We start from the raw sequence: 20,998 nt of genomic DNA, 5'->3' as shown, positions 1-20,998 counted from the left end.
CCAAGCGACGAGCCGTCTTTCTCCTCATCTGACCCCTAAGTCGGCCGTCCGGTCCATCCAACCCGCGATCCTTCGGGCCGAGTTGCCGTGTACCACGGCTGCCCGCACCACCCCTTGTCTCGGGGTTTCCCGGCGCTGCGCCTGCCGGTGGATGATCCGTCCTGTCCGCCTTGGCCGGGGATCAGTCGAAGGGACGGTCCCTTGGACCCAGTTCGAAGGAACTCCAGCCATGCACAATCTCGTCATCCTCGCCGGCAATGTCGGCGCCACGCCCGAAGCCCGCACCACCCAAGGCGGCACCCGCATCACGCATTTCAGCCTCGCCACCTCGCGTCCGAAGCGCGACAGCAACGGCAAGATCCTCCGCGACGACAACAACCGCCGGCTCGAGGATACCGAATGGCACCGGATCACCTGCTTCAACGGGGTCGGCAAGACGGTCGAGCAGTATGTCGACAAAGGCATGAAGGTCATGGTCCGTGGCCGCATTCACTACACCCGCTGGACCGACAACGAGAATATCGAGCGCTACGGCGTCGAGATCATCGCCGATGAGGTGACCTTCCTCACCCGCGCCAAGGCGAACGACAATGCGGGCGGCGGCCACGAGCTCGAGGATGATGAAATCCCATTCTGAAATCGGTCCCATAAGGCCCGGCGGCCTCGCCGCCGGGCCTATTTCCCTGCTCGGGCGGGAAAGGAGGCAAGCGGATCAGCGGGATCGGCATCGCCCTTGGGCATAGCGATCCCAGCGCAGCACGGTGCCGGTGCGGATCATGGCGCAGCTCAGGTCGCCGATAGAGGGCGCGGCGCACCAGGCGCCGGTCCTGTTGCCGCGCGCGTTGCCGGTTGAAAGGCAGCGCATGGTGGGACCATCGATCAGAATATGGCCCGAGCTGGTGCGCCCCTGAGCGCCGCCGAGCAGATTAACAAGAGCATCACGGGCGGCGAGGGCGCTCGCCTTGGGGCAGGGCTGACCTGGCCGGCAACTCCCGTCCATCTCTCGAGCCGCAATTCCGGCGAGACGGACATGCATGCCTTCACGGCACCAGATCGGCCCATCTCCATCCCAGACGCGGGTCGGGGTGCAGGTGAAGACCTTGCCATCGGGAATGACGGTGGCGGCAAGCAGGAGTGCGAACAGCATCGCGGCGACGCTAGCCCAGCGGCGCGTGCTTGTCATGGGTATGCCATCGTCGGACCGGCGGGGCGGGGTGACCGCCTGGGCAAAAGTCGGCGGGATCATGGGGTCATGGCCGGCGGGTCCACCCGCTCTCAATCAGGCGCAATCCTTGGTCCGACCAGCGGCCTAATGCGATCAACCCGCAAGGGGTCCGGTCGCTGCGCTACGGCTTTTTGGGCTGTGCCAAAAAAGTGATCGCGGCCGCCGGCCGGACACATCGGGCGCCAGTCGAGCGGGACGGACCCGCCGGCGCGCAAAGGAGCCCCGACATGTTCACCGACATTGCAACCGCTCGTCGTCACGCCTTCAGCCTCTCGCGCAGCCTCATGGTGGTCACCTTCGTCATCGCGATCGGGCAGCAATATGGGGTCATCACCGCGGAGGATGCGGACGGCAGCGTTGCCTTGGTGGCCGAATATGATCCATTCGCCTGATGGTTCCTCCGGGAGCCTACGGCTCCCGGCTTTGCCATGGAGGGCGTGTCATTGATTCAACGAAAATAAAGACAGCAGCGCTACGCATTTGGCATGAATGAAGGTGCGCCAATCGAAATTGCCAACGATGATCCCTTGTGGAACCAGGCGATCCAAGATGTGAACGCGTGGCGCGGCGCGTGTTTGCAGCATTTCTCGGCGGCTGAAGCGGCCGTCACCGAAACGCTGCTCCTTCTCAAGGCCATTCCGGGTCGAGGGGAGACAGTACGGCTGCGGCATTTGATCGGTCAGCGGTTCGATGACCTCAGCAAACTTATCGAGGCAGAAGGCGCTTTCGCTCAAGAAGGCAAGGCGGCCGCCAAGGCCCTTTCGGATCTCCGCACACTCGAGGGCCTACGGTCGTTTCTTGCCCATGGTCAGGCCAAGATCGCGCTCGAGCGAACCGGAAAATGGATCGTGATCTTGCGCCATGTCTCGATCCGCGGGCAGCAGGCTGAACGTCTGATGCTGCTTTTCGAGCAAGCCGAAGCCGAAGAAAGGCTCGCCGATCTGAAGCGCAAAAGCCAGAAGCTGTGCTCTGTTCTCGGCAATTTCCGGAGAATCGTGAAGAGCTGAACGGGCGGCTCCGGCGATGCCGGACCGGGCTCTAGGCTTCGCCCTGAGCCTTGGATTTCCAAGTCTCAGCCCATTCGGGTGACGATCCCTGCCGCGGGGGGTGTGGCCTTCCCTAAAGCTGATGCGGTGCGCTGAACGACGGACCCGGCAGATCGTCAGTTCGTCGCCGTTGCTGTTGCGACGGCGGCCCAGGCCTGCTTGGTCCATCGCTCGAAGGATGCAGGGTCGATCGTCTTGGCTAGGGGGGCAATCTCATCTTGCGTCCAGAACATGTCATACCCCTCTTGCGCCCACCCGAGAAGCGCGCTGCTATCCAACAAGATTTTGTCACCCTTATCCCAAAGCGCGACGCCAATCTGTACACCGGAGTTGGACCATAACCCCGCGGTTAATTCGAGAGAGCAATTCCTTTGCTCAAAACGCCGACTGAAGCAGCCTTCATCCCAGATAGTGGAAATGCCTACGCCCAAGTCGGGTCTTTCCGGGTCAGCCGGCGCGCGCGGCTTCCAATCTGTCGGCGCAGCATGCCAAATAGCTCGCCAAAGCTCTTCGGTTAATAATGCAAACTCGGCTTGAACTTGTCTTGCTGCGAGACAGGCACGGTAAAAGGATGCTACCTCGTCCCAACGAAGATTGTCGGGCACTTTGGGCTCTTTGCCAGTCAACAAGAGATCTACGGCTGTTTCTACAGCAGATTGCTCAAAATAGGTGAGCACGCTTTCCGGTACAGTAATCACGGATATCTCCTAATAGGCCCTGCGCCAAACGGTTCGCCGAAAGCGCCGATAGTCGTCGCAGTCATGATCTGGATCGGTAAGTTGCTCGAGGTTGCTTAGTAGCGACCACCAGGATGCAGCATGCCAATTTCGGTTCTGCCGCATGATGGCCGGGTTCAACGATGCCGCGTCGGGCGAGACGACAAGCAAGACGGAGTCCTGGACGATCCAATCGCAATCTCGGACATGACCGACCGCCTTAGGTAATTGGCCCCTAGTCAATTTATGCCCGAACTTTGCCTCGATCGCCGCGCCAACGCGCCGCGAGCCAGAGCGCAATTCAACGAGAATATCTGTGCGATTCTCTTCGGCCACGCATCGTGCCGTCTGGACATCAAATGCATCGATGCTGCTTACATTCCGGCCAGCACATCTCGCCGCAGCTTTCACAAAAGCGAGCGCCCGAGCGACGCGACAACGAGCAGGGCCGCTGTTTAGGAAATAAGCGAAGCCGGCCGTTACTTGCGGTTCATGGAAGCGCGCCCATGCATGGGGTAGTACTCGAAAACAATGCGTTGGATTGGCGAGGCTGAACAGCGATGTGATCCCCCAAAGTCCTAAACTCCAAGCTGGTGACCCTATCATGGGTAGTCCGCTTCGGATCAAAGGAGTTGGGTCGCCGACGACCTGAACATATGCTTTGAGCGCATTGTCGTCGAAATCTGGTGCAGGAAATTGCGCGGCTGCTCGCCAGCATTGTCCGGCCATCAGCTCTGGGTTTCATCGGGGAAGGTAGACTTGATCTGAGAGCCCCCTTTTGCAAACGCGCTCGTCTTCATTTGTGAAGCTGCCCCCTCGTTCAGAAGCATATGGCGCAGGCGCGACAGCATGCCAGCGCTGTTCGACACGTCGATCGTTGCTGTTTCCAGAACGGTAGCATGACCAGTTATCCGGTGCTGTGCGTGGATCGCCTCTGCTGCTCCAAGCCCGGAGTGGTGCGGATAAAGGAGCGTCAGGCGTGGTGCGTCGTAAAGCTGCGCGTAGGCCATCATCTGATAGACGTCGGCTTGAGAGACCCCCTGCTTGGGATCATCCATCCGTGACGCGATCCTTTTCCATTTGGTGTCGATCACATGCACCACGAAGCCCGAACGACGGATCAGGATGTCCGGTTTGGTCTGGAACAGGCCTCGGCCGTTGTCCTCGGCAGAGAGGCAGAACAATCGTCCGCCTTGCAGAGATACGGTAAACTCTGTTCCGGCAAGTGCGCGTGCTATCAGCCGCCCGACATACTCCTCAAACAAGGTGTTCATTTCGAAAAGGAGGGCCGTCCCCTGACCCGTCCCGCCGGTCGTTGTTTGGTAGCGGCCCCGGAGGAATAGCTGGGCCATGGCGAACAAGTCCCGCCAAGGACGATTGGTGCGATCGATGACTGCTTCATCCCATCGCAGTCCCGACACTGGTACATCGGTGATGTCCGCATAGACGAAGGCGAGTTCGCGCAATCGCTGTTGGTTGGCCGGACGACGCGATATGCGGGACACGTGGGAAATGGCCGCCTTCATGATGCGGTTAAGCGCTACATCCTCCGACAGAAGATCGAAGCGGCAGGCCAGTCGGGATGGGTTGACCGCATGGCGGGTGAACTGCCGGGTAATGTCGAGCCTACCGCGCAGTGTCGGCAGATCTTCCTCATGCCCGACGTAGCGACGCGGCATTCCCTTACGCAGGGCTTCGGTCAGCTTGTCGCAGAAGATACGGATCAGGATTTCAAGCAGCGTTTCGCGCTGCCAGGCAAGATCAGTCACCGCACCAAGGTCGATTTTGAGATCGAGCGCGACAGCCAGCATGTGGATCAGGCGTTTCCGGATCGCCGCATTTTGATGATCGATCGCTTCGCCTGGCGCTACGTCTATCTTGGGTAGAATTTCTAAGCTGCAATCGTGGGTTGCCAGAATTCCCACCACACCCCGCGCGCGTAAGGCGTGTCGCCCGTGGTCGAGCACGCCGCCTCCGCCCCGACCGGCAAATGCCGATTGGGCTGCCAGGCTGGCCAGCCTATCAGCTTGCTGCGGGGGAATCTGGCCCTCGCCGTCGCCATAGGTGAGCTTGTCCCACTCGCGAACGGTGTAGGACGGCATCAGATTTCGAATTCCGAGAAATCGAAGCTTGCCTTCACGCTCCAGCGTAGCTTGTCGCCCCCAAATTCATCTTCCGCAAAGCCCGCCGGCGCGGAAAGCCTTTTTGCCTCAATGAATCCGGCACGCGCCGCGCTGTCGCCGAGCACGGCAGCGACTTTTGACCAGTCCTCATAGAAATACTCGGCCAGAAGCGGGATGACCTTGTGACGCATGACGTACTCGACGTCCGCACGTCTGCGGCATCCTGTGAAATAGGCGTGACCGATTTGGTGTTCTCGATCGAAAAGATACTCGATCCGTTCATTGATGGTTCGCATCAGTTTGCACAGATCGATTCCGTCGACATTATTGGCGTCGATTTGCTGTGCCGCCAGCGCTCCGCGAAGCGCTTCGGTGTCTGGCATCAACTCGCGGAACGTGAAGCGGCGGCGCAGCGCGGTGTCGAGCAGCGCGATTGAACGGTCAGCGGTGTTCATGGTGGCGATGATGTGGAGGTTCGACGGTACGCCGAAGCTTGTTCCGGAATAGGGTAGCCGGACCCGTACTTCATTCTCGCAGCCCAAGCGTTTGTCCACTTCGAGCAACGTAATCAGCTCGCCGAACACCCGCGAAATGTTGGCCCGGTTGATTTCGTCGATGACCAGCACATGTGGCCGTGCGCTGGCGACGGGGCGCTCCGCGTTGGGGCCAATGACGACGGCTTCCAGCGCATCCCAATCGATCTCGTCCGGATCCAATCGATAGGCGGACTGCCGCCGAAAGTTCCGCGGGTAGAAGGCACTTCGCTCTGCGCCCTCGTCGTCGCGCCAGATCCATTTGACGCTGCGACGGTGGGGATGGAAGCTGGCATCAGGATCGAATCGATACTCGCCGGTCACCTGACCAAAGGCGCGATAGCTATCCCGTCCATCGGAAATGATCACATAATCATCGATCTGAAGGCCCGATCGGAAAGCGTAGGTCATCTCGATATTGGGGTCTTTGCCGGAGGCATCGGGATCCTTTTTCTCGTTCCACTCCTTCCGAATCTCTTCGAAATCGTCGAAGCGTTCGTCGGACCAGTCGATATCACCACCCCAGCCCAGATGGATCAGCGCTCCGTCGAGCCCTTCCTTAATCCGATCCTCTTGATTGCCGCGCTGTCCGAGGGCGATCTTATAAATGGATCTCGAGCGGTCGAGCCGGTGCGTGGGCGCGTCACCCGTGTCGAGCCGCGCTCTTTCGCTGATGAGCTTGAAGACACCGGCATGCGGCTTGAGGCTGAAGCCGCCTGATGCGGTAACATCCTGCTCCTGGTCACCCTCCAGTTCGGTTCGGGTCGTCGGCCTCAATCCTTCGACGAAATCCTCATAAGAGAAGGACTGGTGGAAGGTGACGAACTCGATCTGCCCTTCGCCAGCGAGGCGGCGATATTCGGCCATCAGGCCATCCCTGTCGTGGCGCAAGTGCGCCGCCGCAACGTCTCCGAGACAGAGTCGCACGGCTTCCCACGCCGTGGCGTAGGTCTTCCCGGTTCCGGGCGGGCCGTACAGGATCAGGTTTGTGGTTTGCAGCAGTTGTTTTTCCGGCAGCAACGGCTCGTCTGACGGTATTGTATCTTCTTGGGCGTTGCGGTCGATCACCAGAAAACCAAGCCGCGTAAGCATGTCGCGCGAGCGGGTTGCATCGACGATTTTCGTTGATGGTCCGAGGATCGCGCGTAACCCGACATTGGCAATCGCCTTTGCAGGATAATGCCTGCCCTTTTCCTCCACCCAATAGCTGTTGGGATTTCTGAAATCATGCGTGGTGAGAAACTGCTGAAGGCCTAGCGCATCGCATTCAGCCATGGCCTCAATGACGGCCTCGCGGGTCAGTTGCATGATGTCCTCGTTGATTGCTTCATACCAGTCCAGCACGGCGGTCAGCGTCGTTAGCTGGGGAATAACTGCTTTGATGACACGTCGTGCTTCGATGTCGCCCGGCGGGTTGTTCCGCAAGCGGCTCGGAAGATTGGCCTGGCGGCCCTGGCTCGGAAGATATGTGTCGAATTTCTCGCAAGGCGGCGGTGGGGCGCCTGCGTTATCCTCAACCCACAGGCGGACGCTTTTTCCCTCTAGCTCAAGAGCAATCTGTCTTTCATCAGGGAGTGCGAAGCTAATGATCTTCTGGTTGCCTTCGGGCTTGATCGTGGGAATGGGATCGCCATAGCGTCGGCGTAGCTCCCGTTCGGCTGCGGCAATGTCAAAATTGCTGTTTTTGTGAAAAGCAAAGGTGAATTTGACCGTCGAACTATTCGCGGGCCCCTCGCGTTCGGCAAGCTCGGCATCAATCATTGCGGTAAATTTCTTAGACCCAAGCGCGCTGCAGACAGCCGGCATGGCGTTGTGAAGATTCATGTCACGATGCACTTGACCTGAGATCACCGTGAATTGCTTGCGCGCCTCCTGGCGCGCGCTTTCGGCATAATGTCTCGCAACAAACTGGCGAATGCGATCAGCCTGGGATTCATCGACTTTGGTCTGCGATGCATTCAAAAAACGAATATAGGCCGATAAAGCCGATCTGTAGCTGCTCAGGGAATCATAGAGATTTCCGTCGATGGGCATGCCCGAAGGATTGGCCCGACCTGCCGCTTGGTCCGAAGTCGTATAGGTCAGCGCCTGCATGATCGCGGCGCAGCCATCTTGGGCAAAGGCGGCATCAAGATCGCCGAAATGCTTTTCTATACGACGCGCATCGGACAGCCGGGTGGAAACGCTGGAGGTCGCTTGTCCCTCGGCACTGAGCGCCGCCTTAAACGCTTGGTCCTGCATGAAGTCGGTCAACCGAAGCGCGCAAGGCGCGGACCGAATTGATCGACAAAGGCCTTCATCACTGCGATGGCCCATTCATGCTGTTCTTCCCAGTCGGAGACATCATATCCTCCATCACGCGTTGCCCGGATCACAGTCTTTTTGACGTTACTATCCTTCTCCCATTTCAAACCCATGCCAATGGCCGTATCGATTATCGCGCGATCAACGACTAGCGCGTTGTAGCGCTGCCGATCTTCGTCGCGATCATTGTTGAGATTTACCTGGACCTTATCCTTGGTGACACTCGTGCTGATATGCGTTCCGGGAACGAGAGGTCGCATGGGTGCCCAATTGGAACCTGGCTTTGCCATATCCAGACCGGCGGCTTGGGCTTTTTGAGTCAGCTCGCTTAGATAGCGCTCGATCGGCTTTGTCATTCTGTGTCGCCTTCCCCCGCAAAAAACTGAAGTTAAAGCAGATCTTAGTCCTGTCGATCTTTCATCCTCCTGGATAGGCCTATTATATCTCGACGGGGTGACAAATTCTGTCGTGATCGATAGGTCACGCGTCTCGGCGATGGTCTGTGTCTGCCTACTGGGTGCGATACCGGGGGGAGCAACGCCATCCGGTTCCTTTTCCGCTGTCGGCTTCCTGGTCGGCGCGCGGGGCCGAGCAAGCCCGCATAGGCGGGCTTCTCCACTGCGTTGCGACCCTCCGGGTGCACAACCCCGCTATGACGCCGCCCTTGGGGCGCCTGTCGGAAGGCCCCGATGGGCGGGGCTGATCCAGACCGGAGTCACAGCCATGTCGCAGCCTTCCCAGCAATCGGCAGACCGAGCCGAGCGGATCGACCGCATCGCCGCACTGAATGACAGCCTGCGGAGATCTATTTGCAGCCCTGGCCGAAACCAGATCGTCATGACCGCGGGCGTTGCCGCGCTGGTCGGGGATGTTTCCCTCTTCCGCGGATTTCGCAGACGCGCTGAGATCCTGCGCACGGTGCGAAACTATGACAGCTTCAATTCCGACAACGATCCATTGGGCGAGCATGATTTTGGTCGCTTCGAATATGGCAGCGCCATTCTCTACTGGAAGATCGACTATTATGATCTCGAGCTTGCTTGGGGCTCACCCGATCCAGCCAATCCCGACGTCACCACTCGGGTTCTGACGATCCTACTCGCCGAAGAATACTGATCGGCACAGCCATCCCCCTGACCGGGGGGATGGCTGTGAAAAGTCTGCTTGAGCAGACTGCGCGCAAAGGATCTCCAAGCGCCAAGCGCGCTTGAGGAGGGGAGGGCGCACTGGAGCGTCGCCCCCGTGCGGCCAGTGCAAAACTGTGAGCCGACGCGGGATCAGACCGTTTGAGGAGCTACCTTCATGTCCGCTTATTTCGCCGCCCATCCCGATCACGCGATCCTCTTTGCGTTCGGCTGTTTTGCGCTCACCGTCTACCTGTTCCGCTATGTCGGTCCCGGCATTGGCGGTGGCGGCGACTGGTCATCGCGTGACCATTATGAGCGCAATCTACGCGATGGTCCGGACGACTATTGTTGAGCTGGCCGCACCGATGAGAACGATCGCCGTGAGCCTTCTCAAGGGCGGGGTAGGCAAGACCTTCCTCGCCACGCATCTCGCCTGGTATCTGGCCGAAGCGGCGGGACGCCGGGTCGTGTTCGTCGACCTGGACCCGCAAGGCAGTTCGTCACGCCGTCTGGCCGGCGAGCGGCCGGGTGGCTTCGCGGCCGATCTCTTCGATCCATCGGCGGCGCTTGCCGCCGATGGCCAGGTCGGGCTCACTTTGCTCGCTGCCGACCAGCGTTTGCAGATGATCAAGGCGGCACAGGATGTGCGCGACTTTCTCGGCCGCTTTCCTGCGCTCGCGCCCCATTTCGATCTTTGCGTGATCGATACCGGTCCCAAATGGGACGAGCTTACCTTGAGCGCTCTCGCGGTCGCCGACGCAGTGATCGCGCCCGTCCAGGTCGCCGAAGATTCGGTTGAGTGCGCCAAGATGCTGTTGACCGCGCTGCGCAAGGCCGAGGCGGCGAGAGCAGGGCGCAAGATCGATTTCCTCGGATTGCTGCCATCGATGGTCAACCCGTTCGACCGGCGCGAAATAGACAATGCCGCCAAGCTCGCCCACGCGGTGGGCGAGCGGCTGATGTTCCCTGCCTTCATCAAGGCGCGACCGACCTATAAGCATGCCGCGGAAAATCATCGGCCGGTCTGGATGGAAGGTGGTGGCGGGGCCAAGGCGGCGGCCGGGGAAATTCGGCCGATCCTCGCCGAGATCGAACGGCGGCTCGGTTCAGCGCCAGCGGCCGCCACCTGATGGGTAAGTTCGACGAACGCATCGAGGAGTTTGGCCTGCTAGTCGGCGCGCATGAAACGGCGCGCCGGGTCGAGGAAATCCCTCTGGATCGGGTCATCCCCGACCCCGGCAATCCCCGGCGCAGTTTCGACGATGACGCCCTTGCCGAGCTTGCGGCCTCTATAGCGGCCCGCGGGGTCTTGCAGCCGATCACGGTTGCGCCCGCCGACGCCGCCGGCTTGCATCGCATCCGTTTGGGCGAGCGACGCTTTCGTGCCTCCCAGCTCGCGGGCCGGGTGACGATCCCGGCGATCGTCGTGGCCGAGGGGGAGGGAACCCATCTGCTCGCCGATCAGATCGTTGAGAACGATCAGCGTGCGAACCTTTCTTCGGTCGAGCTCGCTCGTGCGATTGCCCGTATGCTCAAGGGCGGCATGAGCCAAGTCGAAATCGCCGCTGCGCTGGGCCGCTCCAAGCAGTTCGTCTCGCTCTATGCAGCCTATGGTGACATGCCTGCCTATCTCAGGGAGGCGCTCCCGCGCGCGCCGATCCGGCTGCTCTATGACCTGCATCGCACAGCCAGGGATTATCCTGCGGAAGTCGAGGCCTATGTGGGCGCCTGGGATGAGAGCGGCGCGACATTGGCGGAAGGCGCGCGTTTCATTGCCGGGCTGAAGGGTAAGGCGGACGTTCTCAGCATCGAGGCAGCGCCGATGCAGGCCGCGGCAGTGACCGTCGCCCGTCCCCAACCGCGGGCAGGGACTCAGCCAGTCGCGCGACCAAGGGAGCAAACGCCAGAGGCCAGCCTTGCCGTTGAAGTCGATGGCCGTCCCGCGCGTCTTGTCCTCGGCCCGCGTGTTGTCGTGATCTTCGGCGATGGTTCCCGGCAAGAGATCGCGGCCGAACGACTTTGCACCGCGTCTGAGGGACGCCCGACGCTGTGATGCTCTGACCCTCTTCCTCCGCGTTCGCATATCCTGTTCGCGTGTATGTCGGCCGCGCCCCTTTCGGGGTGCGGCCTTTTGCGTAGGTCCGAGCTGGGGCGGCGCCGTTGGCGCCGCCCTTCGTGGATCAGGCGTGAATGATAGGCGCATTTTCCCAAATATGGTCGAAGTCTGCTCAAGCAGACTATCAGATGAGTTGAGTGAAGGTGAGGGCCGGATAGGCGTGACGCCGGGGATGTATGACAATAGCCTTTGATGCATGCCCGTCTTCACCTTCCGTCTCGACGATGACATCGCCCAGCGCTTCGATGCTGTGGCGGAGAGCGCCGGTGGCCGCTCGGTTTTGCTGCGGCGCCTCGTCATGAATGCAGTGGACGCGGAGGAGGGCGAGAGGTCGGGGCCAGTCCGCCGGCGGGAGCGAGCAACACGGCGGTTTGAGATCCGGCTGACCGATGCGGAAATTGCCGCGCTGGATGCCAAGGCCGATGCTTTGGGTATGAAGCGAACCGACTGGGTGACGAGGCTGGTGCGCTGCCGGCTGCATTCGGCGGCACCGCTGCCGCTTGAAGAACGGGCGGCAGTGGCCCAGGCGTGGCGCGAGCTCAACCGGATCGGCATCAATCTCAATCAGGCGACGCGGGCGCTCAACGCATCGGTGATGGTCGAATCCGGGCTTGATGTCGCGTGCGAGGCGGCGCGGGTGGCAAGCTTTCGAACGGAAATCCGGATGGCGCTTGCCGGTCTCGGCACCGCGCTCAAGGGCGATCTTGCCTATTGGGATAGCCTCGATGCTTGAGGAGGAGGGCATCCTGCCGCTGCCCAGCCTCATGGAGGCATGGCGGCCGCCCACCGGCGGTAAACGGACACTGCGGGGGGCCTATGTCCGCATCGGACGAGGCGCACCGGGCCGGGGAGGGCAGGGGCGGTCCGTGCCGCTGAGCCAGGCCGAGGCTCGGGCCAAGCTCGAGCGGATCGTGCGCAAGGCCCCGGAGGTCATGGTCAAGGTCTCGGGCAAGCAATATGGCGCGCATCATCTATCGGAGCATTTCGGCTATGTTGCGCGGCACGGGAAGTTTGCGGTGCGCTCGAGCGAAGGCGAGATCATCGATGATCCCAAACGGCTGAAGGAGATCGCGCAGGACTGGGCCATGCTCGACGAGGCGATGAACGAGCATGGCCGCGACCGGCCGACCTCGCTGTCGCTGGTCCTTTCCATGCCCGGCGGTTCGACCGATCCCGAGACGCTGCAGGATGCCGCCCAGGCGTTCGCCCGCATCCTGTTCGAGGACAATCACGCCTATATGCTGGCGCTCCACACCGATACCGATCATCCGCACATCCATCTGACGGTGGCCACCGAAGGTGCGGACGGTAGGCGGTTCAACCCGCGCAAGGCCGACCTCCATCATATGCGAGAGACATTCGCGCATGAGCTACGGGCGCGCGGCATCGCGGCTGAGGCGACGCCCAGACGCGCACGCGGTCACGTTCAAAAGCGTGTGCGCTCTGCAGCGCTGCATCTCGATGCTCGGATCGGTCAGGAGGGGCGCCGGCTCAATATGGATGAACTCAACGTGCTGCGCGCCCGGGCCTTTGCGCGCACGCGCGATGAGGAACGGCGGCCGCAAGACGTGATGGCGCTGGTTCGCCAGAAGCAGATACGCGGTGCTTATGCGGAGGCGGCGGTGGCGCTTGCACGCACCGGTGAGGCCGACGACCAGGCGCTTTCCGACGAAATTGCGGGTTTCCTGGCGGCTATGCCGCCGGCGGTCTCCCGACGTCTCGCCCTGGCCCGCGAGATGATGCAGGGGCGGCAAGCGACACAGCCGGCGCGCGAGCTGGAGGGTGGAGCTGGCCCCGAGCGGCCAGCGCCGGAGCGTGGACGGGAGCGTTGATCCGCATGGGGCGGCTGATCTTGCGAAGGGATGCTCCTACTGCCATGTGCTGAAATGTCTTGGAAAGTCGATGGAATTGGCGCTGTCTCCGGTCATAGCTTGTTAGAAAACACCACGCTATTATCTAACAGATAGGAGCATGGGCATGTCTGCGGTGGCTAATCGAATTATGAAGCGTGTGCGCGGCAAAGGCCGTGGCTGGGTGTTTACGCCTAAGCAGTTCATCGACTTTGGTACGCGCGGCTCGGTCGACATGGCGCTGTCGCGTCTCGCGAGTGCCGGTGACATCCGCCGGATCGGCCGCGGTCTCTACGACTATCCCCGCCAGCATGACACGCTTGGTGCCCTTAGCCCGGATCCCGGGCAGGTGGCCCAGGCGCTCTCCGCACAGAGCGGCGATGCGCTCGCGCCCCCGGGAGCGGCGGCCGCCAATAGCCTTGGTCTCTCGACACAGGTGCCCGCCCGGGTAAGCTACGCCACCAGCGGCCGCACCCGCACCGTCAGGGCTAGTGGCCGCACCGTCGCCTTGAAGCACAGCCGCGCGCCGGTGCTTGACGCGCCGGAGTCTGTGAATGCGATCGTTCAGGCGCTCGCGCATCTGGGAAAGGGCAATATCAACGCGGATGCGATCGGGCGCATCGCCGCGCGGCTTGACGATGCCGATACGCGCGCGCTCGTCGCGGCCCGTCCGGCCATGCCGGGCTGGATGGGCGACATTGTCCTAAAGATCCAGGCAGCGCGCGGTTAAATTTCCCGATAGGGAAATTCGGAAGACTTTAGCGTATGATCGCGCCTTAAATACCCCGATCGGGAAACTTCGGACTTGAATTCTTGTGGCCTGCCGAATATTTCCCGTTCGGGAAAGCGAGGGCATATGCTCGATATAACGATGATCGGACAGATTGTTCGAGACGAGCGCAAAGAACTGGGGCTGCGCCAGGACGAATTGGCGGCTGCTAGCGGAGTGGGCTTGCGCTTCATCGTCGAACTTGAGCACGGCAAGGCAACGGCACAGATTGGCAAGGTCATTACGGTTCTTGCGGCTTTAGGCTGCGAGCTTCAGATTCGTCGTCCAGACGGGATCGTGATCGCGGGCCAGCCAACATGACCGCCGACATTCTCGAGCGACTTGTTGTTTGGTCGGATCAGCGGATCGCCGGTGAACTTTCCATCGACCGTGGCGGCGCGATGCATTTCATCTATGCCGACGATTGGCTGGCCGATCCAGCGGCAGGCCCGCTTTCGCACGCGCTTCCCAAGCAAGCAGAGCCATTCGGCGATGCGTTATGTAAGGCCGTCTTTGGTGGACTCCTGCCCGAAGAGGGGCAACGAACAGCCATCGCGCGCGCCCTCGGAGTATCGGCTGACAATCCCTTTCGATTGTTGGCTGCGCTCGGCGGTGATGTTGCAGGCGCGCTCGCCTTTCTACCCGAAAGGGAGAAACCGCCGCTGCCTCCTGAAGGTGAGCCGCCCCCTACGCTGGATGATGCCGAGCTTGCGGTTTTAATCGGTCGCCTGCCGCGCGTACCGATGCTGGCTGGGGAAGGGGGCGCTCGGCTCAGCTTGGCTGGCGCCCAAGGCAAGCTCCCCGTCGTGCTGGCCGAGGGGCGGGTGGCCGTGCCGCGCGTAGGTGAGCCATCCACACACCTCATCAAGCCAGAGCCCGATCGCTTTCCCGGCCTTGCCGCCAATGAAGGCTTCTGCTTGGCACTGGCGCGCGCGGTGGGTCTCGATGCTGCCATGGCAGAGTGGCGAGAGGTCGCTGATAAACCCTATCTGCTGGTCACTCGCTACGATCGTCTGGATCGCGAGGGCCATACGATCCGGTTGCATCAGGAGGATTTTGCGCAGGCGCAGGGCGTACCGTCCAACCGCAAATATGCCAGCGAAGGCGGGCCAACCTTCCGCGATTGCTTCGCGTTGGTGCGCCAGGCGACCACCCGGCCTGCACGCGAGGTGCTGAAGCTCGTCGACGCGGCAATCTTCAATGTAATCATCGGCAACGCTGACGCCCATGCGAAGAATTACAGCCTCCTTCGCCAGAGCAAGGGCGAAGTGGTGCTGGCACCGCTGTACGATCTGGTCGCCACCCACATGTGGCCGGAGCTGTCAGCGAAGCTCGCCATGCGTCTCGGGCGTGCCGCCACGCTTGAGGAAATAGATGCGGGAAGCTTTGATCGCTTTGCTGGCGATACGGGACTGGCTCTACCGTTTCTTCGCCGCCGCGTGGCAGCGCTCGCGGCCCGGGTCCAAGAGGTCATTTCAGGTGGCGTCACCGTGCCAAGGCTAGATGACAGCGCATGCCTTGGTGAACTCCCGTCAATTGTTCTCGACCGTGCTGCTCGGTTGGCGCTGAAGGCACAGTCCCATTCTAATTAAGTAATTGATATCATTCGATAAAAACTGATAATATATCTTATGTTAAATGTCACCCATGACTTAATTTGATGCGTTTTCACACTCTAAGAATGCCAAAGCTGACGCTATCGCTTGGAGATATTTCGTAACTTACGTAAATGGCGTCATCACCATTGGCGCTTTCTCGCAAAGGAGGTGTGCCATCTTCAAGTACGAAAAGCACCGGTGGCGCTGAGAATGGGTAAGGGCTGGAGTCGTTCATCATACCGAATGCACGAATCTGGAAAGTGCATCTCCGCTCGTCTGCATCGATCAATGCAAGTAGTTTTTGGGCCGCATAAAGCACAGATGATGGTAGATCGAGCGATCTGTTGCCTAGTAGCTCCTCGACATAGTAGCTGAGATCGCCTGCTCCATAATCTAGAAAAGGTTGGTCAAAACCCGAAATGGCGTGACCTGGTAGCCAAAAGGGAGTTTCTCTCGCAGGATCAATGTCTAACAATCGCCTATGGTAATCCTTAGGCTGTTGGGACGGTACGGGTGTGATGTCTGCTCCAGCGACCGCTACTGACGGTACCAGGCGCACGATTGCGCCACGATCCCAAGCCCAGATCTGAAGCCACTCCGTACCCAGGTTCACTCCCTTGAGAAGCCCGAGTTGCGGAAGATGTATTTGCAAAACGGGTTCTAGCCAGCGACCATCTTCCGCGGGCCAAGGAAAATCGACAGAGGTAAAAAGTGGTCCGGCCAATATCGCCCCGCGACGGTCGATTATGTCTTGCGCTTCGATCAGAACCGGCCAAGCCAAATTGATTCGCTCACAATGTTGGAAGATCGCCCGCACAGTTTCATGTCGGTGGATTTTGTCAGAACTGTCGGACTGTATGACGCCCAATAGCTGCTCGATACCGTGGGCTATGCCGGTGTCTATCACGTGCTTTAGTTTCGCCCTAAGCATATTACGAACTCACTATCGTTGCCGCTGAATAGGCCACTCAAGGCGGAATATTAAGCGCGGGCGCAAATCAATCAGCCTTTGAGGTGCTCAGATAGATAACCTCGAAGGCCTTCACTGATCTAAACTGCTGAAGCCTGTTAGCAAAGCTGAAGGCGTCGTTGAGCTCATACTGCTGAAAAATATCCAACCCCCTATCGAGAGCGATTTTCCATCCGGTATCGGTCACTATGTGGCGGGCATGGATGGTGTTGGTTTGGTCAAACTCCCATGTGAAACTGATCCCGATACCTTCGCAAGACTGCGCTATTGCCCCAAGGTTCTCTGCCTGTTTTTCCGGACGAATGCTGTCAAGACAGGTGATCAGATGAACCTCGATTTCGTCCGCAGGGGATTTTGTCTTGGCGATCGTTTCGACAAGCTCCATGACATTGCGAACCTGATGAAAGGCCCGGATGTACGGGTCGGTGATGGTGATTTTCTGAGCCCCGACAAGATAGGGGCCGAACAGATTGTCGAAAGTCACGCCCCTCTGGTTTTCGTTGTATGTGAAATGGCCAGTCTTCGGGCCCTCTGAAACCGAGGTAACTGCTGTTGCGCCTGCGTCCAGTTGGGGCGCTGGTGCGGATTCAGACGCGTCATCGCCTGTAGGCTCGGTTGTTGGGAGGCCAGGCCCTTCAGCGCGCCGGTAGTAAAAGCTCGGAAACTCGTTTTCCTCGAGCGTTGCCACTTTCACCTTTTCGCCATTCTTGCGCGAAAATGAGAAATCCACATCCGGGTAGGTGGCGTCGAGCCGCATGAGCTGATCTTTGACCCGCTTGCGGCCTTCCAAGGCGAGCTTGAGGATCTCCTCCATTTCATCCGGCGTCGCTTCACCAGATGGGAAGAGGATCTTCATCAAGCCAGAAAAGGTCTTGTGAACGCCATCCCGATCGCGGGTCGAAATATCCGACGACAACTCAAAGCTCGACCGGTAGCGGTCTGAATAGTCGTCGTTGCGCAGATGGCGAAGGATCTCGGCAAGGTAATCGACGACAAAGCCGTATCCGTTGGAGAACATCTCGCCGCGGATTACACCGACCTCCCAGCCAGGGATGTAGGTGTGCAGTCGGTCAATGAAGGCAGAATCGTAGTACTTGTCGGGCAGCTCGTCGAACAGGTCGGTGTTCTTGAGCATGTAGGGAACCGTGTGTTTGGTGTTCCCGACGAAGACCATAGAGGCCTCCGCACCCAGCGGTTCGACGCCGCGAGAGAATGTCTTGTTGGCCATGTAGTTCTTGAGGATGTCGACCAGTGCTTTGTCGACCTTCTTCTGCTTGCCCGCGAACTCGTCGAGAGCTACCACATCCCAGTAGCCGACAAGGCCCAGCTTGCCGGAACTGTTGCTAACGAACAGCTTCGGCACCGTAACCTCGCCCCCTGAGATCAGGATCCCGTGCGGTGAGAATTCTGAGTAAATGTGCGATTTGCCGGTGCCCTTGGGTCCCAGCTCGATCAGATTGTAATTGCGTTCAACGAAAGGGATCAGACGCATCAACTGGATTAGCTTGGACCGACGACCGAACATCTCAGGGTCGAAGCCGACGGTCTGGAAGAGAAGGTCAATCCATTCGTCGGTTGTGAAGCCGTTGCGGGCTTCCAAATATGCTGCGTAGTCAAAATGCGACAGCTGGATGGGCTTCATTGTGCCTAAGATCCAGGGGGGCACATTCTTGTCTTCGGTATAGTCGTATTCGATGTCGGCGATGCACCAGACCCCTCCAACCAGAAGCTTGGGATGGGTCTTTACGGTTCCGGAATCGATCAGGACCTTTGATATCCCAAGATTTGCGAAGCTTGCCTCGTAGGTATCGCTCTTTTCATTGAGGGCGACACTGATCCGATCAATGATCTTCCAGCGACCCTTTTCGCGGATATTGGACTTGATGAGTCCGGCCTCATTGCGATGGACATAGTGCTTCCGCAGGATCTCCCGAACCGTCTCGATGCCTGATTGGATCGACGCCTCATCGTTGGTCGCACAATATTGGCCGAGCAGATATTCCAACACGTAGGTCGGAACGATCGCGTTGCCTTTGACCGCCTTCACCAAGTCCTTGCGGACCACAAGGCCGGGGAAGCGTTCATTGATCTTGTCATCAAGTGCGGTCATGCCGTGCCCTCAGAAATCAAAGTCGTTGGTGAAGCTGCGACGCAGGATGTAGCGCGCACTTCGATATTCGCTGTAATGCGAGGTGCCCCCATGCTGTTCTTCCAGCCGCAAGACAACTTCTTGGCCATTGTAGTCGTCGGCCTTGCGTGAGAGCAGGAAGCGCACCGGGTGCTCGCGCTCCCGCGGATTTTCAGACCGGAAATCAAAAACGAGTTCGTGGCGGTCTGAAATCAGGTCACCCGATTGGGAGAATATCCCGGCTCGCAGGCGGCGTCCCTGGGTCTTCTCCGTGGCCGGAACGGACTGGTAGAACCTGACCGAGATCTGGCTGGCCGTGATGACCTGATTTGTGCTGCCTATGATCTCGACATCAACAGTGGACGTATCGCTCTGCCGCTTCTTGTTGATCCGGACAACGGGAACCACGGCTTCCTGAAGAGTTCCACCACCATGGACAAAGCGGCTCCCCGAGCCCTTGAGTCGCAGGCGGTTGATCGACTTCGGGATCAGGATTTCAACATCGCCCTGCAGCCCTGCCTCTTCCGGCTTGTAGAGTTTGAGCCCCTGTTGGGGTTTCAGGCCATGGCCAAGCACAAAGCGGCGGTTTCGGAACAGGATGGTCTCGCCCGCCACTTCCGAACCCGAAAAGTCACTCTCGTCGATGGGGCGGTGCTGATAGATGAAGCCATGATCTGCGGTGATCAGCAGATTGTTAGCGTTGGCTGCGGCCAGCTTTTTGATGAGCTGGACCAACTCGTCGAGCGTTCTTTCAGCAGCCTCGAATACACGATCCTCCGTCGCTGGTTTGTCACCGGTCGCATCGATCAGGTTGTGGTACACGTAAATCACGTCGTGATCGCGAAACAGCGCCCGGTAGTCATCTCGCTGCATTTTAAGGAGGTCGTCGGCCAGCAATGCGGTCGTCCGGTCGCCCTCGCGTCCTTGGGCGAGGATCTTCCTACGGTTTTCGGTGCCCTGGGAGCTCTGCCCATCCACGATCACCGCGCTGGTATCGTTGTCAGCGATACGCATGTCGCGGTTGGGAAGCAGCGAGGCCATGCCGAGTTGGGTATAGGTTGGCAGTGATCCCAGCATCGGCTCGATCTCTGCGTCATAACGATCGAGTCCACGGACACGAGCCAACAGCTCCTCCGCCACCTCATACCGCATGGCGTCCGATATGATGACGCAGATCTTCTGGTCCTTCTGGCGATAAGGAGCGACCTGGGTGGCATAAAAAGTCCGCTGGGCCGGCACAGGCGCGGCATCCCACGTCGGTGCTGCATCGACATGTACCTGCCAGCTGTCGTTGAGGCGAAGCAGGTAGCTGTTCACATAATGGTTCTCTACCTGCTCATAGAGCTCGGCCATCAAGCTGGCCTGACCCGATTTCTGCATGTGGTAGATGAACTTGCGGTAGAGCTGGTCGATGCGGAACCAGTTTCCGGCATAGCGGCTGACGCCTTCAGCGAGGCTGGTCATGCCAAGGTTCACCTGCGCCATCGCCGCGTGGAATTCAGCCGCGAAGCCAATCGCCTCATAGAGATCGCGGAAACGGTCGTACCAATAGCTCTGGCGGCGCTGGCGGATACAGCTTGCTACGTCTCCCGCGGCGAGAGTTCGCGCCGCGACGCCGCGCACGAGGGCAACGATGATCGCCCGATCGATGTCTTCGAAATAATCGAGCTCGATGAGATCACGGAAATCGCGGGTTTCCAGATCCGTCCGCACGCCCAGCACATTGGCATAGGTTGAAGACAGCGCCTCGAAAGCCTGGGCTGCGTGACGGTTGTTCTTCCAGCGGCGGAAGAAGACCAGCGCCTCGGGCGAGAGCTCTCCGGCTTCTCCAAGCCCCATGGCATAGCAGGCCTTGAACAGAGAAACCGCGAAATCCTCAACGCTGGGCTGCACGGCCCTATAGCCATAATGCCGGCCCATCTGGTCCCACAGGAAGGCGCCAAGCCCGGCCCGCTCGATCAAGCGAATGGCTTCGTCGGTGTCCGCTGCAAGGTCGGCCAGCAGCCGCTCGACAACGGAATCGAACCCGCCTTCGCCACCGGCGCAGACGCTCAGCATCTTCAGGCGCAAGGCGCTTGCCGTGTCGTCATTGCGTGCCAGCCGCTTTAGCTGTTCAAGCCTGCGGGCGGAGCGGAAGAACTCCGCATGGGCGCGCACCACATCCTCTAGCCCCAGCCCAAGACCCAGTTCAGACAACCACAGGGCCGCCTGGTCCGCCTTGAACGTGCCGTGGGCCAGCTGCACATCGAGCAGCCAATTGCCGATCAACGCCGGTTCTGGCCCTTCACGGTAGATCAGAAAGCGCCCTTGCGGCGCCTCGCGCAAGATGCGGTGCTTCACCGCGAACTCGTTGTTGGCGAGCTGGATCTTCTCGATCCCGGGCAGCTCCAACGTCTCGAACGTCTCGCGCAGCTCCCGGGCCGTATCGGTCCAGAACACGATACGGTGACGGTCGAAGGCCGCTTCCAAGCCTTTGGCGATGCGATCATTCAT

The 20,998-nt window shown here is 59.8% G+C and carries 20 protein-coding genes; 12 read left to right on the top strand and 8 right to left on the bottom strand.

The window, feature by feature from the left end:
* Nucleotides 1–229 precede the first annotated feature (229 nt).
* A complete protein-coding gene (locus ACZ51H_RS18725) occupies nt 230–637 on the top strand; it encodes a single-stranded DNA-binding protein (RefSeq protein WP_464803735.1) in 408 nt (135 codons plus the stop codon).
* 75 nt (nt 638–712) lie between these two features.
* Here the strand turns inward: ACZ51H_RS18725 and ACZ51H_RS18720 are convergent, their stop codons facing one another.
* Nucleotides 713–1,147, bottom strand: a complete 435-nt coding sequence (locus ACZ51H_RS18720; RefSeq protein ID WP_464803784.1) for a thermonuclease family protein — start codon at nt 1,145–1,147, stop codon at nt 713–715.
* Nucleotides 1,148–1,452: 305 nt separating this feature from the next.
* Here ACZ51H_RS18720 and ACZ51H_RS18715 point away from each other — a divergent pair, with 305 nt between their 5' ends.
* Together ACZ51H_RS18715 and ACZ51H_RS18710 are read left to right on the top strand one after the other, a co-directional pair.
* Nucleotides 1,453–1,617, top strand: a complete 165-nt coding sequence (locus tag ACZ51H_RS18715) for a hypothetical protein (protein WP_007682673.1) — start codon at nt 1,453–1,455, stop codon at nt 1,615–1,617.
* Between the two features lie 93 nt (nt 1,618–1,710).
* Nucleotides 1,711–2,232 (top strand): hypothetical protein, encoded by a 522-nt coding sequence (locus tag ACZ51H_RS18710; RefSeq protein ID WP_464803734.1) that lies wholly within the window; start codon nt 1,711–1,713, stop codon nt 2,230–2,232.
* 155 nt (nt 2,233–2,387) lie between these two features.
* Here ACZ51H_RS18710 and ACZ51H_RS18705 read toward each other — a convergent pair whose 3' ends face one another.
* From ACZ51H_RS18705 to ACZ51H_RS18690, 4 genes are all read right to left on the bottom strand, one after another.
* Complete coding sequence (locus ACZ51H_RS18705) at nt 2,388–2,969, bottom strand: hypothetical protein (protein ID WP_464803733.1); 582 nt, start codon at nt 2,967–2,969, stop codon at nt 2,388–2,390.
* Nucleotides 2,970–3,715: 746 nt separating this feature from the next.
* A complete protein-coding gene (locus ACZ51H_RS18700) occupies nt 3,716–5,089 on the bottom strand; it encodes an McrC family protein (protein WP_464803732.1) in 1,374 nt (457 codons plus the stop codon).
* A complete protein-coding gene (locus ACZ51H_RS18695) occupies nt 5,089–7,896 on the bottom strand; it encodes an AAA family ATPase (RefSeq protein WP_464803731.1) in 2,808 nt (935 codons plus the stop codon). Before ACZ51H_RS18695 ends, ACZ51H_RS18700 begins: the two co-directional genes overlap by 1 nt.
* Nucleotides 7,893–8,303 carry a DUF4268 domain-containing protein gene (locus tag ACZ51H_RS18690; RefSeq protein WP_464803730.1) on the bottom strand — a complete coding sequence of 137 codons (411 nt, stop codon included), beginning with the start codon at nt 8,301–8,303 and terminating at the stop codon, nt 7,893–7,895. The genes ACZ51H_RS18695 and ACZ51H_RS18690 overlap by 4 nt, the downstream gene beginning before the upstream one ends.
* A 367-nt stretch (nt 8,304–8,670) precedes the next feature.
* On the opposite strand from ACZ51H_RS18690, the gene ACZ51H_RS18685 reads away from it, so the two are divergent.
* The 9 genes from ACZ51H_RS18685 (at nt 8,671) to ACZ51H_RS18645 (ending at nt 15,401) form a co-directional block, all read left to right on the top strand.
* Complete coding sequence (locus ACZ51H_RS18685; protein ID WP_464803729.1) at nt 8,671–9,063, top strand: DUF3768 domain-containing protein; 393 nt, start codon at nt 8,671–8,673, stop codon at nt 9,061–9,063.
* Nucleotides 9,064–9,249: 186 nt separating this feature from the next.
* The gene (locus tag ACZ51H_RS18680) at nt 9,250–9,426 is read left to right on the top strand and encodes a hypothetical protein (RefSeq protein ID WP_020820482.1); all 177 of its coding nucleotides are present in this window, start codon (nt 9,250–9,252) and stop codon (nt 9,424–9,426) included.
* Between the two features lie 13 nt (nt 9,427–9,439).
* A complete protein-coding gene (locus tag ACZ51H_RS18675) occupies nt 9,440–10,204 on the top strand; it encodes a ParA family protein (RefSeq protein WP_464803728.1) in 765 nt (254 codons plus the stop codon).
* Nucleotides 10,204–11,127: a ParB/RepB/Spo0J family partition protein gene (locus ACZ51H_RS18670; RefSeq protein ID WP_464803727.1), complete on the top strand. Its 924-nt coding sequence runs from the start codon at nt 10,204–10,206 to the stop codon at nt 11,125–11,127. The genes ACZ51H_RS18675 and ACZ51H_RS18670 overlap by 1 nt, the downstream gene beginning before the upstream one ends.
* A 259-nt stretch (nt 11,128–11,386) precedes the next feature.
* Complete coding sequence (locus tag ACZ51H_RS18665; protein WP_464803726.1) at nt 11,387–11,923, top strand: plasmid mobilization protein; 537 nt, start codon at nt 11,387–11,389, stop codon at nt 11,921–11,923.
* Nucleotides 11,916–13,022, top strand: a complete 1,107-nt coding sequence (locus ACZ51H_RS18660) for a relaxase/mobilization nuclease domain-containing protein (protein WP_464803725.1) — start codon at nt 11,916–11,918, stop codon at nt 13,020–13,022. Before ACZ51H_RS18665 ends, ACZ51H_RS18660 begins: the two co-directional genes overlap by 8 nt.
* 139 nt (nt 13,023–13,161) lie before the next feature.
* A complete protein-coding gene (locus tag ACZ51H_RS18655) occupies nt 13,162–13,770 on the top strand; it encodes a DUF6088 family protein (RefSeq protein WP_464803724.1) in 609 nt (202 codons plus the stop codon).
* 126 nt (nt 13,771–13,896) lie between these two features.
* Nucleotides 13,897–14,130: a helix-turn-helix transcriptional regulator gene (locus tag ACZ51H_RS18650; RefSeq protein ID WP_464803723.1), complete on the top strand. Its 234-nt coding sequence runs from the start codon at nt 13,897–13,899 to the stop codon at nt 14,128–14,130.
* A complete protein-coding gene (locus tag ACZ51H_RS18645) occupies nt 14,127–15,401 on the top strand; it encodes a HipA domain-containing protein (RefSeq protein ID WP_464803722.1) in 1,275 nt (424 codons plus the stop codon). The genes ACZ51H_RS18650 and ACZ51H_RS18645 overlap by 4 nt, the downstream gene beginning before the upstream one ends.
* Before the next feature lie 76 nt (nt 15,402–15,477).
* Here ACZ51H_RS18645 and ACZ51H_RS18640 read toward each other — a convergent pair whose 3' ends face one another.
* From ACZ51H_RS18640 to pglZ, 3 genes are all read right to left on the bottom strand, one after another.
* Complete coding sequence (locus ACZ51H_RS18640) at nt 15,478–16,314, bottom strand: hypothetical protein (RefSeq protein ID WP_464803721.1); 837 nt, start codon at nt 16,312–16,314, stop codon at nt 15,478–15,480.
* Nucleotides 16,315–16,405: 91 nt separating this feature from the next.
* A complete protein-coding gene (brxL, locus tag ACZ51H_RS18635; RefSeq protein ID WP_464803720.1) occupies nt 16,406–18,487 on the bottom strand; it encodes a BREX system Lon protease-like protein BrxL in 2,082 nt (693 codons plus the stop codon).
* 9 nt (nt 18,488–18,496) lie between these two features.
* Nucleotides 18,497–20,998: a BREX-1 system phosphatase PglZ type A gene (pglZ, locus tag ACZ51H_RS18630; protein WP_464803719.1), complete on the bottom strand. Its 2,502-nt coding sequence runs from the start codon at nt 20,996–20,998 to the stop codon at nt 18,497–18,499.

It is taken from the genome of Sphingobium sp. TomMM15 (assembly GCF_055397045.1).
The sequence above is the reverse complement of the archived record's forward strand: the minus strand, read 5'-3'. Positions and strand labels throughout refer to the sequence as shown.

Excerpts from the sequence above, each read along its gene's own strand:
- ACZ51H_RS18725 (WP_464803735.1), top strand. The coding sequence starts at position 230 with ATGCACAATCTCGTCATCCTCGCCGGCAATGTCGGCGCCACGCCCGAA.
- ACZ51H_RS18720 (WP_464803784.1), bottom strand. The coding sequence starts at position 1,147 with ATGCTGTTCGCACTCCTGCTTGCCGCCACCGTCATTCCCGATGGCAAG.
- ACZ51H_RS18715 (WP_007682673.1), top strand. The coding sequence starts at position 1,453 with ATGTTCACCGACATTGCAACCGCTCGTCGTCACGCCTTCAGCCTCTCG.
- ACZ51H_RS18710 (WP_464803734.1), top strand. The coding sequence starts at position 1,711 with ATGAATGAAGGTGCGCCAATCGAAATTGCCAACGATGATCCCTTGTGG.
- ACZ51H_RS18700 (WP_464803732.1), bottom strand. The coding sequence starts at position 5,089 with ATGCCGTCCTACACCGTTCGCGAGTGGGACAAGCTCACCTATGGCGAC.
- ACZ51H_RS18690 (WP_464803730.1), bottom strand. The coding sequence starts at position 8,303 with ATGACAAAGCCGATCGAGCGCTATCTAAGCGAGCTGACTCAAAAAGCC.
- ACZ51H_RS18685 (WP_464803729.1), top strand. The coding sequence starts at position 8,671 with ATGTCGCAGCCTTCCCAGCAATCGGCAGACCGAGCCGAGCGGATCGAC.
- ACZ51H_RS18680 (WP_020820482.1), top strand. The coding sequence starts at position 9,250 with ATGTCCGCTTATTTCGCCGCCCATCCCGATCACGCGATCCTCTTTGCG.
- ACZ51H_RS18675 (WP_464803728.1), top strand. The coding sequence starts at position 9,440 with ATGAGAACGATCGCCGTGAGCCTTCTCAAGGGCGGGGTAGGCAAGACC.
- ACZ51H_RS18670 (WP_464803727.1), top strand. The coding sequence starts at position 10,204 with ATGGGTAAGTTCGACGAACGCATCGAGGAGTTTGGCCTGCTAGTCGGC.
- ACZ51H_RS18665 (WP_464803726.1), top strand. The coding sequence starts at position 11,387 with ATGCCCGTCTTCACCTTCCGTCTCGACGATGACATCGCCCAGCGCTTC.
- ACZ51H_RS18660 (WP_464803725.1), top strand. The coding sequence starts at position 11,916 with ATGCTTGAGGAGGAGGGCATCCTGCCGCTGCCCAGCCTCATGGAGGCA.
- ACZ51H_RS18655 (WP_464803724.1), top strand. The coding sequence starts at position 13,162 with ATGGGCATGTCTGCGGTGGCTAATCGAATTATGAAGCGTGTGCGCGGC.
- ACZ51H_RS18650 (WP_464803723.1), top strand. The coding sequence starts at position 13,897 with ATGCTCGATATAACGATGATCGGACAGATTGTTCGAGACGAGCGCAAA.
- ACZ51H_RS18645 (WP_464803722.1), top strand. The coding sequence starts at position 14,127 with ATGACCGCCGACATTCTCGAGCGACTTGTTGTTTGGTCGGATCAGCGG.
- brxL (WP_464803720.1), bottom strand. The coding sequence starts at position 18,487 with ATGACCGCACTTGATGACAAGATCAATGAACGCTTCCCCGGCCTTGTG.
- pglZ (WP_464803719.1), bottom strand. The coding sequence starts at position 20,998 with ATGAATGATCGCATCGCCAAAGGCTTGGAAGCGGCCTTCGACCGTCAC.